12 protein-coding genes and 1 pseudogene are annotated in these 15,355 nt (G+C 47.7%); 10 read left to right on the forward strand and 3 right to left on the reverse strand.

Going from position 1 to position 15,355, the window contains the following annotated elements; genetic code table 11:
• The first annotated feature begins 41 nt into the window (after positions 1 to 41).
• The 10 genes and pseudogenes from QZ311_RS11320 to QZ311_RS11365 all read left to right on the forward strand — a co-directional run.
• Positions 42 to 551 (forward strand): hypothetical protein, encoded by a 510-nt coding sequence (locus QZ311_RS11320; protein ID WP_297068026.1) that lies wholly within the window; start codon positions 42 to 44, stop codon positions 549 to 551.
• A gap of 43 nt (positions 552 to 594) precedes the next feature.
• Positions 595 to 1,296 (forward strand): DUF4919 domain-containing protein, encoded by a 702-nt coding sequence (locus tag QZ311_RS11325; RefSeq protein WP_297068029.1) that lies wholly within the window; start codon positions 595 to 597, stop codon positions 1,294 to 1,296.
• A 69-nt stretch (positions 1,297 to 1,365) separates the two neighbouring features.
• Complete coding sequence (locus QZ311_RS11330) at positions 1,366 to 2,880, forward strand: GH3 auxin-responsive promoter family protein (protein WP_297068034.1); 1,515 nt, start codon at positions 1,366 to 1,368, stop codon at positions 2,878 to 2,880.
• A 20-nt stretch (positions 2,881 to 2,900) separates the two neighbouring features.
• A complete protein-coding gene (locus tag QZ311_RS11335) occupies positions 2,901 to 4,292 on the forward strand; it encodes an alkaline phosphatase (RefSeq protein WP_297068037.1) in 1,392 nt (463 codons plus the stop codon).
• Between the two features lie 167 nt (positions 4,293 to 4,459).
• Entirely contained in the window at positions 4,460 to 5,563 is a 1,104-nt protein-coding gene (gene recF, locus QZ311_RS11340; protein WP_297068040.1) for a DNA replication and repair protein RecF, read from the forward strand.
• Positions 5,560 to 5,850, forward strand: a complete 291-nt coding sequence (locus tag QZ311_RS11345) for a DUF721 domain-containing protein (protein WP_297068043.1) — start codon at positions 5,560 to 5,562, stop codon at positions 5,848 to 5,850. The genes recF and QZ311_RS11345 overlap by 4 nt, the downstream gene beginning before the upstream one ends.
• An 11-nt stretch (positions 5,851 to 5,861) precedes the next feature.
• The gene (locus tag QZ311_RS11350; protein ID WP_297068047.1) at positions 5,862 to 6,338 is read left to right on the forward strand and encodes a thioesterase family protein; all 477 of its coding nucleotides are present in this window, start codon (positions 5,862 to 5,864) and stop codon (positions 6,336 to 6,338) included.
• Between the two features lie 9 nt (positions 6,339 to 6,347).
• Positions 6,348 to 7,730, forward strand: a complete 1,383-nt coding sequence (locus QZ311_RS11355; protein ID WP_297068050.1) for an rRNA cytosine-C5-methyltransferase — start codon at positions 6,348 to 6,350, stop codon at positions 7,728 to 7,730.
• Positions 7,731 to 7,750: 20 nt separating this feature from the next.
• Entirely contained in the window at positions 7,751 to 8,434 is a 684-nt protein-coding gene (gene trmD / locus QZ311_RS11360) for a tRNA (guanosine(37)-N1)-methyltransferase TrmD (protein ID WP_297068054.1), read from the forward strand.
• 103 nt (positions 8,435 to 8,537) lie between these two features.
• Positions 8,538 to 9,434, forward strand: a pseudogene (locus QZ311_RS11365) (pectinesterase family protein); the annotation flags it as partial.
• Between the two features lie 204 nt (positions 9,435 to 9,638).
• Here the strand turns inward: QZ311_RS11365 and leuS are convergent.
• The 3 genes from leuS to QZ311_RS11380 all read right to left on the reverse strand — a co-directional run bounded on the left by leuS (position 9,639) and on the right by QZ311_RS11380 (position 14,676).
• Positions 9,639 to 12,413: a leucine--tRNA ligase gene (gene leuS, locus QZ311_RS11370; protein WP_297068058.1), complete on the reverse strand. Its 2,775-nt coding sequence runs from the start codon at positions 12,411 to 12,413 to the stop codon at positions 9,639 to 9,641.
• A 17-nt stretch (positions 12,414 to 12,430) separates the two neighbouring features.
• Positions 12,431 to 13,396, reverse strand: a complete 966-nt coding sequence (gene nadA / locus QZ311_RS11375) for a quinolinate synthase NadA (protein ID WP_297068060.1) — start codon at positions 13,394 to 13,396, stop codon at positions 12,431 to 12,433.
• Between the two features lie 761 nt (positions 13,397 to 14,157).
• The gene (locus tag QZ311_RS11380; protein ID WP_297068063.1) at positions 14,158 to 14,676 is read right to left on the reverse strand and encodes a hypothetical protein; all 519 of its coding nucleotides are present in this window, start codon (positions 14,674 to 14,676) and stop codon (positions 14,158 to 14,160) included.
• Positions 14,677 to 15,355: the final 679 nt, after the last annotated feature.

Genomic DNA, 15,355 nt, shown 5'->3' on the forward strand with positions numbered 1-15,355 from the left:
GTCTGTCCTTAACACGTATCACTTCAACTATCGCTTACCCTATGGGAACTGCCGCAACCGTCATAATTGCCATCACAGTGGTGTGTATCCTCCTGCTCATAGCCGGAATCATACTTACATTCCTCTCCAACCGTCTGGCCTGCCCGACCACCTATCTCGGCCTTCTCGGAATCGGGCTTACAATTGCCGACATCCCTGCCACAAACTCGCTTATATTCTGGGGCATAGCAACAGCGATAGTCATATGTCTCGAATATATGCTCCCTAAAAAGATTACATCCTCACGCCGTGGCGTGGGCTATATAGCCGGAGCGGCTCTTGCGGGAACATTCGTCGGACTGGCAATATCACACGAATGGATGATTGTAGGAGCGGTGGCCGGTGCTATACTCGGCGGAATAGCCTACAGCCGCACCCCGGCAGGAAGCATCATGGAATTTCCATCTTCCAAATTTTTAAACTATCTTTGCGCCAAGGGACTCCCGGCAGTAGTGACCATGTGCATGGCCGGTACTTCAGTCCTCTGGTTTGCGGCAATCCTCAATCAGTAACAATTTCCAACTTCTCCCAACAAAAAACAACTGTTTCTCCAATATGCGAACTGTCATCTCAATCATATTCTCACTATTCCTGATTACCGGCGCGTCCGCCCAGATAAACAAACTTAAGCGTGAAAAGCCTGACCTTGAAAAAATCAGACTGGAAACTCTCGACTCTAAATCTCAGTACTATTATCCGAGACTCATGCAGGAATTCCAACGCAACGACACGCTGATGAAAATCGACAAATACCGTCACCTGTATCTCGGCTACATGTTTCAGGAAGACTACAATCCTTATCGCTCGTCGCAGCGCGACATCCACTACAACGTACTCAACCGTTCCTCTAAACTGACACGTCAGGAATGTGACTCCGTGATAGCATATGCCGAGAAGGCCCTCGCCGACAATCCGTTCAATCTCGGAGAAATGGTGATGCTCATAAACGCACTTCGTGAAAAAGGCAAGACCAATCTTGCCAATATATGGCAATACAAGCTCAACTATCTCCTCATGGCCATCGTCTCGACGGGGACAGGCGAGGATGAGGAAAACGCTTGGTATGTCATAGAGCCTCAACACGAATACGTGTTGCTCAACATGATGGACTATACGGTCGCAGACCACGTGTTCTACGACCCGTCATACGAATATATAACCGTCAAGGATTCGGAAGGTAAGCCAAAAGGCGGATTCTATTTCAACATAGGTCCGTTGCTGAAAGAATATTATCGTAAACATCCCGACGAACTTTAGGCTATACGGCAGAAGCAGCCCGACATGACTGCCAATCTTTCTAATCCTTAAAACGATAAAAAACACGAAATGGACTTCACCCCCTTTGCACGTGCGCTGTTTGGCAGGCGTGTCAACGCTTCCCGTTCATGGACAGGACACACGCGGGAGATACAGCTATCTGAACTCGAACTGTTGCTCTGCGCTCTCAGGAAAACGAGGTGGGCAGCCGAGAAAGGGCTCTCAGATGTCAGAACATATGATGAATACCGCATAGCTCTACCGACCACCGTCCCATATTCAGAACTACGTCCTTGGATTATGAGGATGATTGAGGGCGAGAAAGATATCCTCTGGCCCGGAGCTACCCGCAATTTCGCACAATCGTCAGGGACTTCCGACGGAAAAAGCAAATACATTCCCGTCACACGCGAGTCATTTGCAAGATCCCACTACAAAGGCGGAGCAGACGTCGTGGCCCACTATCTCAACCTCTATCCCGACAGCCGAATATTTTCAGGTAAGAGTTTCATACTCGGCGGCAGTTTTGCCAATGAACTTAACCTGAAATCAGGAGTAAAGGTCGGCGACCTGTCAGCCAATCTGATAGACAATATAAATCCTGTTGCCAATTTCTTCCGTATCCCGTCGAAGCAGATTGCGCTCCTCGAAGACTGGTCCGTAAAACTCCCGGCGTTGGTCAAAGCAGCAGCAGGCAAAAACATCACCAACATTTCCGGAGTCCCGTCATGGTTTCTCACAGTCCTGAAGCAAATCATTGCCAAAGAGGGTGTTTCAAGCATTCATGATGTATGGCCAAACCTCGAAGTCTTTTTTCACGGAGGAATCTCAATGGCTCCGTATCATGAACAATACAGCCACATCACCTCTCCGAAAATGCGTTATCTCGAATGTTACAACGCCTCGGAAGGATTCTTCGCCCTTCAGAATGCCATTGACGACCCGTCGCTCCTTCTATTGCTCGACTGCGGAACTTTCTTTGAATTCATCCATGTCGACGATGCTGAAAGCGACCGCCCTGAAATCATCCCGTCATGGGAAGTCGAGGAGGGTGAAAACTACGCTATGGTCATCAGCTCATGCAACGGTCTCTGGCGCTATCCGATAGGCGACACTGTCAGAATAGAATCTGTCAATCCTCTAAAAATAACCATATCAGGACGGACCAAGAGCTACATCAACGCATTTGGCGAGGAACTCATGGTGCAGAATGCTGAAGCGGCTCTGACAAAAGTATGCCGGGAGCTTGATTGCGATATAGCCAACTACACGGCAGCTCCGGTTTATGCCTCTGACCATTCGCGCGGAAGACACGAATGGCTCATCGAATTCAACCGCGAGCCAGCGTCGATTGACGAATTCGCCTCTAAACTCGACATAGCATTGCAGCACGAAAACAGTGATTATGAGGCCAAACGAAGCCACGGAATATTTCTCGACCCACTGACAGTTGTCAAAGGACGTCCCGGAGTATTCGAGGCATGGCTCGCATCGACAGGCAAACTGGGAGGCCAGCGCAAAGTGCCACGCTTGTCAAACTCACGCCATCCGATTGATGAGATTCTAAAATTCAACAATATCTAACTTAAATCATTATAACACTGATGAAACACAGATTTATTTCAGCCATCGCGTCAGTTCTCGTCGCAGGTTCGGTATTCGCTAATTCACCGAAATACATATTCTACTACATTGGCGACGGTATGGGCATGGGGCAGGTTATGGGAGCTGAAGCCTATAACCGGACCGTACTCGGCAATAAAGATCATCTGCTGATGATGCAATTTCCCGTTTCAGCCGTAGCTACAACATATTCGGCATCATCGCCCGTGACAGACTCCGCAGCTGCAGGAACTGCCCTTGCCTCAGGCCATAAGACAAAGAACGGAATGCTCGGCATGGCTGCCGACTCAACCGCCGTCACTTCGATAGCCAAGACTCTTTTCGACGACGGATATGGAATAGGACTTGTCACATCAGTATATCCCGACGATGCAACACCCGGAGCATTCTATACACACGTCCCCGCACGTTCGATGTACTATGAAATCGGAAAGGACGCGGCATCATGCGGCTATGACTTTATCGGAGGTTCCAACCTTCGCGGCACAAAGAACAAAAAGACAGGTGAAAAGACCGATCTCATGGACATATTCGCTGAAAACAATGTCCGTGTGATCCGTGGCACTGAAGGATTCGACACCATCACATCTCGCCGTGTGCTCATGCTTTCTCCGTTCGAAGACCGCACTTCAAACATTGGCTATACAATCGACTCCATCCCCGGTGCGCTCACACTCCCGGCAATGACCGAAGCCTGCATCAAACATCTCGAACGCAATGGCCGCGACCGCTTTTTCATGATGGTCGAAGGCGGTAACATCGATCATGCCGGACATGCAAACGACGGAGGGACAATCATAAAAGAGATGCTTAACTTTCAGGAATCTCTCGCCATTGCCTATAAGTACTATCTCGCACACCCCGACGAAACTCTCATCGTAGTGACAGCCGACCATGAAACAGGCGGTATGGGGCTTGGCAACAACGCTGTCGGCTATAACCTTAATCTTGGCTACTACGACTATCAGAAGATTTCAAAGGATGAATTCTCTGACTATTGCCGCAGTCTTGCCCGTAGCCGTCGTGCCTATCGCTGGGACGATATGGAGGACTTTCTCAAAGAAAAACTCGGTTTCTGGTCACATGTCCCTGTCACACCCGAACAGACAGCCATGCTCAAGGAGGACTTCGAACGCTGCATTCTCCACCAGAGCGGATCGGACCAGAAGACTCTCTATAAGAATTTTGACGAGTTCACAGTCAAAGTATTCAGAGTCCTTGACAGCTTTACCGGCCTCGGATGGACAACAAACGGCCACAGCGGCGGCCTCGTCCCTGTCTACGCTGTCGGAGTGGGTGCAGAGAAATTCGCATCATTCAACGACAACACCGAACTCCCCAAAATCATCATGGAAATCGTAAATGGAAAGTAACAGACTCCCATAGCCTCTAAACATCCATAATTCGAAATATAAAAATTACAGATTTACTTCCGTCGGAAATAAAAGCGGACTGTAAATCTGTAATTTTTGTTATTTCTGAATTTTTATGGTTCTATTTTTATATCCGTCACACGGAAAATGAGTATTTTTGTAGCAATATGAGGCTGGAGGAACTATCACTTACCAATTTTAAGAACATACCTGAAGCCCGGCTGGAGTTTTCGGGTAAAGTCAACTGTTTTCTTGGCAACAACGGCATGGGCAAAAGCAACATGCTCGATGCCATATACTTTCTCAGCTTCTGCAAGAGTTTTTCGCGTGTGCCTGATAAAATGCTTATCAGGCGTGATGAAGACTTCGCAATCGCACGCGGACGCTACGTCCGCAAAGGAATTGACGAAGAACTTATGCTCGGGCTCTCGTCATCACGCCGTAAAACCCTCAAACGTGGAGGGAAAGAGTATGACCGCCTTAGCTCACACATAGGCTGCTTTCCACTGGTGATGGTAGCTCCGCAGGACATTGACCTCATCCGCGAAAGCGGCGAGGAACGCCGCCATTGGATGGACGTGGTCATATCGCAAAGCGACCCGGTGTATCTCGACCACCTCATCCGCTACACCCGCGCACTCGAACAACGCAACAAACTCTTGCGCGAAGGCGTGGTCGATGCAAACCTCTATGCGGCAGTAGAGATAGTCATGGACATGTCGGCAAGCTATATCCACGATGTGCGTAAGGAACGCATAGCCGCTCTGACCGAGATTTTCGACCGCTACTACAAAGCTATCGCAGGAAGCTCAGAGACAGTCACACTCAGCTACCAGAGCGGCCTAAACCGCGAGGGGGCGACAATGCAGGCTCTTCTTGACGAAGCGCGCCGGCACGACGAGATTGTGAAACACACATCTGTCGGCATTCACCGCGACGACATAGGCATGGAGCTGGACGGAATGCCCATGAGACGCATCGGTTCTCAGGGACAATGCAAGACATTCACCATAGCGCTGCGCCTCGCTCAGTATGATTTTCTCCATTCAGCAACAGGGATGCGCCCCATATTGCTGCTCGACGATATATTCGACAAGCTCGACGCATCGCGTGTCGAACGGATAATGGAACTTGTCACCTCCGATTCATTCGGACAGATATTCATAACCGATACAAACCGTACGCATCTCGACGAAATAATGCACCGCACAGGCGGCGACTACCGCATGTGGAGCGTCGAAAACGGTATTTTCACCCCGACAGAATCATGAAACGTACATATCCAAAACATATAGCGGGAATAATCGACGAGGCTATGGCACGCGCAGGCATGACAGACTCTCTCAACGAACAGCGGGCCGCGGCAGCGTGGGTCGACGTTGTCGGTCCGTCAATAAACCGCTACACCACACGCCGTTTCGTAGACCATGGCGTTCTCCACGTCTACATGACTTCAGCGCCTCTCAAAAACGAACTATCCTTCAACCGCGACAGACTTATATCGGCAATCAACCGTATGGTCGGAAGCGATGTTATAAATGACGTTCAGTTTCACTAATAATAAAAATAATGAGCACAAACCGATGTGAAGCAGGAATTGAAACATTCCGACACCACATGCCTCTCCAGATGAGATTCAATGACATCGACATGCTTGGCCATCTCAACAACAGCGTGTATCTGACCTTTATGGATCTCGCAAAGGCCCGCTATTTCAAAGCCGTCAACGGCGATAAGGAAGTCGACATACGCAAAATGGGTGTGGTGATAGTAAATATAAACGCCAATTTCTGTGTCCCGACATTTTTCAACGAGGAAATAGCCGTAGAGACAGCAGCAGTGGCCATCGGTGAAAAGAGCATAACTCTCGAACAGCGCATCTATTCCGTCCCCGACCATCAGGTCAAATGCTCCTGCCGCACAATTATGGCAGGATTCGACATAAAGACCAATACTTCAATGCCTATATCAGAGGAATGGATTGAGAAATTCGAATCATACGAAGGCCGTCCATTGCGAAAACATAAAAAAGAAGATACCAAATAAGACCTTCGTATGCCTTCACGCCTTCTACCTGAACAATTTCTCACGATGCTCGCCGACCTCGGTCTCGAAGAGCTGAAGACAGCTCTTGAAGAGGGTGAGCCGTGCACGTCTGTAAGGCTTAACACCGGCAAGAATGTGACCGACGAGGATATCCCCTTCAAAGGAAGCAGGATTCCTTGGTGCAATGCCGGTCTATATCTCGACCAACGCCCGCGCTTTACGTTTGATCCCGCTCTCCATCAGGGATGTTACTACGTGCAGGAAGCATCGTCAATGTTCCACGGCCATATAGTTGGAAAGTTGTTCGGAAATGCCGGTTCACCTGTCCGTGTTCTTGATTCATGCGCCGCTCCGGGTGGTAAGACCACAGGTGTCATTGACTCACTTCCCTACGGATCTCTTATCGTAGCCAACGAATATGTCCCTTCGCGAGCCGCCGTCCTTCGCGAGAACCTCATAAAGTGGTCATATCCCTCGTGTGTCGTCACCCGTGGCGACACTGCTGCTTTCCGTCGGCTGAAAGACACCTTCGACCTCATCATCGCCGACGTTCCCTGTTCGGGAGAGGGCATGATGAGAAAAGATGCCGAAGCCATATCGCAATGGTCGACAGGACTGATACGCGAATGCGCCGAACGCCAATGGGAAATCGTTAACAATCTGTGGCCTTCCTTGAAGCCCGGCGGAATAATGATTTACAGCACATGCACATTTAACCGCAGCGAGGACGAGGAGATGGTCGAAAGAATCATCAGTGAATTCGGAGCTGAAAGCGTCGATATAGAAGTTGACCCCGAATGGGGGATAGCCGGCGGCATAGATACTGATGCAAGCTGCTACCGTTTCATGCCTCACCGTCTGCGCGGCGAAGGTCTTTTTGTCGCAATACTCCGCAAACCCGGTGAAAATCGCGGTGAAAGACAGCAAAGTAAAAACAAGACAAAAAGCGCCAAGGCCACACCGCAACTCACGTCGGCCAAATCATGGCTGACGGACGAAGCCTCCTCCGAGATGGAAATATATGCCGATGACGACCGCATCAATGCTTTTCCGCGTCTGCATGCCGACACTCTCCGCAAAATAAAAAAAGAGCTTGATGTCATCCACGAAGGAGTGCTCATAGGCAATGTCAAGGGGCGCGACCTCATCCCTTCGCAATCACTGGCATTATCCCCGTGTCTGCGTAAAGATGCCTTCCCGACAGTAGAAATCGACGGCCGGACAGCCATCAGCTACCTTTCAGGAGATGCCATCACACTGCCCGACGGAACTCCGCGCGGATTCGTCCTGCTCACCAACCGCCAACGTCCGCTTGGCTTTGTCAAGAACATCGGCAATCGCTCCAATAACCTATATCCCGCTCCTTGGCGCATCAAATCAAAGATAAACTGAATCAAACGATAGATTGAAATATGAGAATTGACATCCTCACCGTACTGCCTGAGATGATTGAATCTCCCCTTAACTGTTCGATACTCAAACGCGCACAGGACAAGGGTCTGGCTGAAATAGTGGTCCACAATCTCCGTGAATACACCACAAACAAACATCGTAAAGTCGACGACTATCCTTTCGGCGGAGAAGCCGGAATGGTGATGCAGATCGAACCTGTCGACCGTGCGATCGCCGACCTGAAATCGCAACGTGACTATGACGAAGTCATCTTCACATCGCCCGACGGCGAACAGTTCGACCAGCCGATGGCCAACTCTCTTTCGCTTTCCCGTAATCTAATCATACTCTGCGGTCACTACAAAGGAATCGACTACCGTATCCGCGAGCACCTCATCACCAAGGAAATATCTATCGGTGACTATGTGCTGACAGGCGGAGAAATCCCGGCAGTGGTCATTGCCGATGCCATTATCCGTCTGATTCCCGGTGCAATCGGCGACGAACAGAGCGCACTGAGCGATTCCTATCAGGACAATCTGCTCGCTCCGCCGGTCTACACCCGTCCGGCTGAATACAACGGATGGCGCGTCCCCGACATACTCCTGTCAGGCCATAAGGCCAAGATTGACGACTGGAAGCACGAACAGGCCCTCGAACGGACACGCCGTCTGCGCCCTGATCTCCTCAAAGGCATCGAATAACTTTTATAAACAATATTTTTCAACCTTACTTCACCCCATGTTAAGAAAATCATTATCACTACTGATGCTTCTCGTAAGCATCCTTTCAGTCTCTGCAACCGAACGCAAATATGATTTCGTTGTGGCTCAGGATGGCAGCGGTGATTTCACCACCATACAGGAAGCGATTAACGCCGTGCCTGATTTCCGCAAAGCAAACCGTACGAACATACTTATCAAAAAGGGTAACTATAAGGAAAAACTTATCGTTCCCGAATGTAAAATCCAGCTTACGCTCGTAGGAGAAGACGGCGCAGTCATCACCTACGACGACTATGCCTCGAAACCCAACCGTTTCGGCGAGGAGAAATCGACATCAGGCTCTGCGTCATGCTACATCTATGCCCCTGATTTCATTGCCGAGAATCTCACTTTCGAAAACACTTCCGGCCCTGTAGGGCAGGCAGTCGCCTGTTTCGTCAGCGGTGACCGTGCTATTTTCCGTAAATGCCGTTTCCTCGGATGTCAGGACACTCTTTACACCTACGGCTATCCTACACGTCAATACTACGAAGATTGTTATATCGAGGGTACTGTCGACTTTATCTTCGGCAAGGCTACAGCTGTCTTTAACCGCTGTCAGATTCACAGCCGTGGCAAAGGATATGTGACAGCCCCTGCAACCCCTGAAGACAGCAAATATGGCTATGTGTTCCACGACTGCAAACTGACTGCTGAAAATGATGTGACAAATGTTCCCCTCTCGCGTCCTTGGAGACCCTATGCGCAAGCTATATTCATCAACTGTGAGCTCGGCAAGCACATCTCACCCGCAGGTTGGAACAACTGGGGAAAGGAATCCAACGAAAAGACTGTCACATATGCCGAATACAACAGCACCGGTGAGGGCGCAAACCCATCGGCACGCGTATCTTACTCACGTCAGCTCTCCGATCCGACACCCTATGCAATTCCGACAGTCCTCGCCGGCAATGACGGCTGGAATCCTCTGGAACTCTAATACATATCCCGCCCTCCGGGAATCGTGCTTTGGTTCTCGTTAATAAAGGACACAAAATAAAATAAAGGGTACAAAAATTCAGAAATGCCATAAATTACATATTTTTTATTAGCCTGAAACTAATAATAAGTGTATGTAATTTATGGCATTTCTGAATTTTTGTACCCTTTTGTATATTATCTGTCTTTCGTCAGGTAATATACATTATCCGATAACGATATTTACAATCTTATTGGGCACGACGATTATCTTGCGGATGGTCTTTCCTTCGAGCCACTTGGCCGAGGATTCATGCGAAAGGGCAAGTTTTTCGACTTCATCCTTGGGCATGTCGGCAGGAACCTGAATGGTAAAACGCGCCTTACCGTTGAAAGAAACGGCATAATTCGCAGTGTTTTCCTTCAGATATTCCTCATTCCACACGGGCCATTTGGCATCGTTGACCGTAGTTTCATTACCCAGAGCGCTGTGCCAGAGCTCTTCGGCTACATGGGGAGCGAATGGTGCAAGAAGGATTACAAGCGGTTCAAGCACCTCGCGGCTGTGACATTTGAGCGATGAAAGCTCATTGACACATATCATGAAAGCAGCTACAGAGGTGTTGTATGAGAAGTTCTCAATGTCGCCGGTCACCTTTTTGATAAGCTTGTGGACTGCTTTGAGCGCCTCAGGCGAAGCTTTGCTGTCGTCAACGAGACAGGTATCACCTTTGTAGAAAAGTCCCCACAGCTTCTTTATAAAGCGGTTCACACCGTCGATACCGTTTGTATCCCAAGGCTTGCTCTGTTCGATCGGGCCGAGGAACATCTCATAGAGACGCAATGTGTCAGCGCCGTAACGCTCCACGATATCATCGGGATTGACAACATTGAACATAGATTTCGACATTTTTTCAACAGCCCATCCACAGACATACTTACCGTCTTCAAGTATGAATTCCGCATCCTTGAATTCCGGACGCCATGCACGGAAAGCATCGAGGTCAAGCACATCGTTGCTGACGCGGTTGACATCGACACGTATGGGAGTCGTGTCATACTGATCCTTAAGGCCGAGCGAAACAAATGTATTGGTGTCCTTAATGCGGTAGACGAAGTTTGTGCGGCCCTGAATCATACCTTGGTTGATAAGCTTCTTGAACGGCTCGGGTTCAACCACATAGCCGAGGTCATAAAGGAACTTGTTCCAGAAACGCGAATAGATGAGGTGGCCTGTCGCATGCTCAGTACCTCCGATATAAAGGTCTACGTTTCGCCAGTATTCATCAGCTTCCTTCGACACGAGAGCTTCGTTGTTGTCCGGATCCATGTAACGGAGATAGTAGGCCGACGAACCTGCAAAACCGGGCATCGTATTAAGCTCGATGGGATATCCGTCAGCTGTAACCCAGTTTTTAGCGCGTCCCAGAGGCGGTTCTCCTGTTTCCGTGGGAAGATACTTATCCACTTCAGGAAGAAGGACAGGAAGCGCTGATTCATCCATCAGATGAGGAATGCCGTCCTTATAATATACAGGGAAAGGCTCGCCCCAGTAGCGCTGGCGGCTGAAGATGGCGTCGCGCAGACGGTAATTGACTTTCACTTTGCCTATTCCCTTCTCTGCGATATATTTCTTTGTGGCAGCGATTGCCTCGGGAACTTCAAGACCGTTGAGCGAGAAGTCGGCCGAAGCGGAATTAATCATCTTGCCGCTCTTGGCCTCGAAACTTTGTTCCGAAACGTCGCAGCCCTCGATGAGAGGTATGATCGGGAGGTCGAAATGACGTGCGAAGGCATAGTCACGGCTGTCATGAGCCGGAACAGCCATGATTGCACCTGTTCCGTAGCCAGCAAGCACATAATCGCTCACCCAGATGGGTATTTCCTTGCCGGTAAGCGGGTTCACTGCATAGCTTCCTGTAAACACACCGGAAACCTTCTTGTCAATCATGCGTTCGCGCTCTGTCTTGTGCTTGATGCTCTCAAGATATTCATCGACGGCTTTACGCTGTTCGGGTGTGGTCACCTTGTCGACATATTCGCTTTCAGGAGCCATGACCATGAAAGTCACACCGAAGACAGTGTCGGCACGCGTGGTGAAGATTTCAAGTTCGATGTCAGACCCGACGATAGGGAAGCGCATTTCCGCGCCTTCGGAGCGTCCGATCCAGTTGCGCTGTGTCTCCTTGAGCGAATCGGTCCAGTCAAGATCGTCAAGACCGTCGAGAAGACGCTGTGAGTAGGCTGAGACACGGAGACACCACTGATACATCAGCTTCTGTTCAACAGGATATCCGCCACGAATCGACAGACCTTCGCTGACTTCATCGTTTGCAAGAACTGTTCCGAGTTGCGGACACCAGTTGACCATAGTGTTGCCGAGATAGGCAATGCGATAGTTCATGAGCACATCGCTCTTCTCCTTTTCAGACATCGCTTTCCATTGGTCGGCGGTGAAATCAAGTTCCTCTGAGCATGCGGCGTGGATGTTCTTGCTGCCTTCTTTTTCAAAATGCTCAACGAGCGATGAAATAGGGCAGGCCTTGTTGAGCTCAGTGTCATAGTAGCTTTCGACCATCTTCATGAAAGCCCACTGAGTCCATTTGTAGAACTTGGGGTCACAAGTGCGTACCTCACGATCCCAGTCATAGCAGAAACCTATGCGGTCGAGCTGCTGACGATAGCGCGCGATATTTTCAGTGGTGGTCTTTTCAGGATGCTGGCCTGTCTGGATTGCATACTGCTCGGCTGGCAGACCATAGGCATCGTAGCCCATAGGGTGGAGGACATTGAATCCACAGAGACGTTTGTAACGCGAATAGATGTCAGACGCGATGTAGCCTAAGGGATGACCGACATGCAGACCTGCGCCTGAAGGGTAGGGGAACATATCGAGCACATAATACTTAGGGCGCGACTGATCAATTGAGGTCTTGTAGACCTTATTGTCACGCCAGTAGTTCTGCCAGCGTGACTCGATGTCTTTATGATTGTATTCCATGATTGCGTGAATAATGATTAGCTTAGCTGAAGCATACGTGTGATCGGTTTGCGGGCTTCGTCAATGATGCTCTCGTCGACGTGGACTTCGGGCTGTTCGTAAACAAGAGTATTATAGAGTTTCTCAAGAGTGTTGAGCTTCATGAACGAACAGTCATTGCAGGCACAGGTCGAATCGTTGGGCGGAGCCGGGATGAATGTCTTCTCCGGACAGCGGCGGCGCATCTCATGCAGAATGCCGCTCTCGGTCGCAACGATAAACTCGTCGGCATCGTCGTTGACCGCATATTCGAGCAACACGGCTGTCGAGCCGAGCTTGTCAGCCACGAGACGGATGGGCTTCGGGCATTCCGGGTGGACGAGTATCTTTGCCTGCGGATGCTCCTTCTTGAGTTCAAGAATCTTTTCGAGAGAGAACTGTTCGTGGACATGACACGCACCGTCCCAAAGCAACATCTCACGCCCGGTCTGCGAATTGATATAATTGCCGAGATTGCGGTCAGGCCCGAAGATTATTTTCTCATCGGCCGGAAGCGACGAAACAACCTTCATCGCATTGCCCGAGGTGACGACTATATCTGTGTGAGCCTTCACGGCGGCAGAAGTGTTGACATAGCTGACGACGGTGTGATCGGGATGTGCTTTGACAAACTTTTCAAATTCATCGGCGGGGCAGCTGTCGGCAAGCGAACATCCTGCATTGAGGTCCGGGACCAGTACCTTTTTTCCGGGACAGAGAATCTTGACAGTCTCTCCCATGAAGTGGACTCCGCACATAACGATTATGTCATTGTCGAGCGTCTCGGCAATCCGTGCGAGGGCAAGGGAGTCGCCGACGAAATCAGCCAAATCCTGAATTTCTCCAATCGTGTAGTAATGGGCCAGAATTGCCGCATTCTTTTCCTCCTTCAATTTTCTGATTTCGGCGGGGAGGTCAAGACCGGCTTTGACCGGGACATCCACAAACCCGTTTTCAACATTCATTTATTTCTATGTTTTATTTTGTGGAAAAAAATTTTTTCAAAAACTAACAAAGAGTAAGTATAGTTGATGTTAATAAGCTTGATAACTTTTCAGACAATTTCTTGCTATTATGGGTTATTGATGTCTGACTTACATTTTGTTCATAGTTATCTACATATTAACTATCATGATTTCGGCTACTTACCGAGTTTATTAACATAGTGTTAATAATGTGCAAAGTTAAAAACTTTTCATGTCATTTCCAACCGTTTTATGTTGAAAAGGGTATTGAAAACCGTTTGACAGATTCAATATAACTTATTTTGATGAAATGATATAAGTCATATATTAGATGTTGTATAACATATGCAAGCTTATTCTTTAAAAAGTCATTGATTTGTTATTTACAGTTTTCAACATAGTTTTAAACAGTGTTGAAAACTATCTGATACGATTTTTTTCGCCGTGGAATAACACTGTTTTCACATTCCGGAATCGTCATTCAAACATCCTGTCAACGGGCCAAAAAGCAAATGAAGAAGGGACTATATTTTGGGGATTCCAATCTCCAAAATCAATTTCAAATCAAAAAAATCAATGTGCTCTTGTACTTGATAAATACTACTGTTTTAATAACAGTGATTGTAAATTTTTATCACGCCAATACTGAATTTTATTGCTGCATTGCTGCGATTCTGCGAGGCGAAATGAAAAAGATAAGGGCTTCGAAAAAACTGTTTAAACGTATGAAGCCCTTATCTTTTTTCAGGCAGAAAATTGTCTTATTTTAGACCTGTTATTTCTCTGAAGATGTTTTTGGCTCGTTCAGTCACCATCTTCTTCCATAAGTAGGATTCCGGTAGTTTTGCCATTGGAATATATTGCTGAAAGCGGGTGAACAAGTCTATTGCATTTTCAATATCCCAATTGTTGATCAACTCCGCCCAGTCAATTTTATCCGCGAATTTTTCCAGTAGATTCCGATTGGTATTGTAGAGGTCTTCGCAACTGCTTAATATCTTCCAGTTCCATCGGTTTTCAAACATACGGAGGGTTTTCTCACAGATGAAATTACCGGGACAAGATTCGGAGAAAATATCCCAGTCAATATGATAAGCGAATTTGTTAACTCCCTCAATCGTCCATAAGATGTTTTGGTTACTGCTGACTGCTTTCCAATCAAGATTATCTTTGTGCTTTTCCAGCATGTCCATACTCAAAGTCTCATTTTCGGAGACTTTTTTCCATGACTCTGTCTCAAGAACTGAGTTAAGGAATTCATTTGAGGTTATAGTTTCCATTAGTGTGTTTTATTATTGATTACTCTGCAAAATTAGGTGTGTATTGTCCCAATAATCGATACAGGTAGAAAAAATTTTTTTCGATGCTTAACCGGTTTCCGTGGGGATATAAAAAATGAGAGAACTTCACAGTCCCCTCATCACATTTAACCTAACTTTTTTAGTTGACTTTGTGTTATGCGTTGCTTTGCTTTGGTCGTAGCTATAAACTACTGACTTTTAAGTGTTGCAAATATAATAATAAAGTTTGATACTACCCCCCCCTATTCGTTAAAATTTGTTAATAAAAGGGCGTTTGTTGGCCTTTTGTCATTTTGGCTATAAACACTGTTTTATGCAGCTCAAAGAGTATATTGATTAACTTTCCGATGGGAAAAATCGTCATGGTTACATAATAGAATTAGAAGCCGAGATAAGAACATAAAAAAAGATGAGGGAACTTCACAGACCCCTCATCGCATTTAACCTAACTTTTTAGTTGACTTTGTGTTATGCGTTGCTTTGATAGTAGCTATAAGCCTACTGACATTAAATGATGCAAAGTTAATAAGTAATTCTCAAAATCGTCTCACTGTTAAGTTAAAATAAGTTAACACATGGTGTTTTTGTAGCTTTTTGTTTGTAAATGCAATATTGTCCTAAATAATTTTTGAGTGCTACTCAACGTGCAGAGGCATCA

Origin of the sequence: uncultured Duncaniella sp., from assembly GCF_910578445.1 — a bacterium.
GTDB lineage: Bacteria > Bacteroidota > Bacteroidia > Bacteroidales > Muribaculaceae > Duncaniella.

Coding starts and splice junctions, on each gene's coding strand:
- QZ311_RS11320 (WP_297068026.1), top strand. CDS start 42: ATGGGAACTGCCGCAACCGTCATAATTGCCATCACAGTGGTGTGTATC.
- QZ311_RS11325 (WP_297068029.1), top strand. CDS start 595: ATGCGAACTGTCATCTCAATCATATTCTCACTATTCCTGATTACCGGC.
- QZ311_RS11330 (WP_297068034.1), top strand. CDS start 1,366: ATGGACTTCACCCCCTTTGCACGTGCGCTGTTTGGCAGGCGTGTCAAC.
- QZ311_RS11335 (WP_297068037.1), top strand. CDS start 2,901: ATGAAACACAGATTTATTTCAGCCATCGCGTCAGTTCTCGTCGCAGGT.
- recF (WP_297068040.1), top strand. CDS start 4,460: ATGAGGCTGGAGGAACTATCACTTACCAATTTTAAGAACATACCTGAA.
- QZ311_RS11345 (WP_297068043.1), top strand. CDS start 5,560: ATGAAACGTACATATCCAAAACATATAGCGGGAATAATCGACGAGGCT.
- QZ311_RS11350 (WP_297068047.1), top strand. CDS start 5,862: ATGAGCACAAACCGATGTGAAGCAGGAATTGAAACATTCCGACACCAC.
- QZ311_RS11355 (WP_297068050.1), top strand. CDS start 6,348: ATGCCTTCACGCCTTCTACCTGAACAATTTCTCACGATGCTCGCCGAC.
- trmD (WP_297068054.1), top strand. CDS start 7,751: ATGAGAATTGACATCCTCACCGTACTGCCTGAGATGATTGAATCTCCC.
- leuS (WP_297068058.1), bottom strand. CDS start 12,413: ATGGAATACAATCATAAAGACATCGAGTCACGCTGGCAGAACTACTGG.
- nadA (WP_297068060.1), bottom strand. CDS start 13,396: ATGAATGTTGAAAACGGGTTTGTGGATGTCCCGGTCAAAGCCGGTCTT.
- QZ311_RS11380 (WP_297068063.1), bottom strand. CDS start 14,676: ATGGAAACTATAACCTCAAATGAATTCCTTAACTCAGTTCTTGAGACA.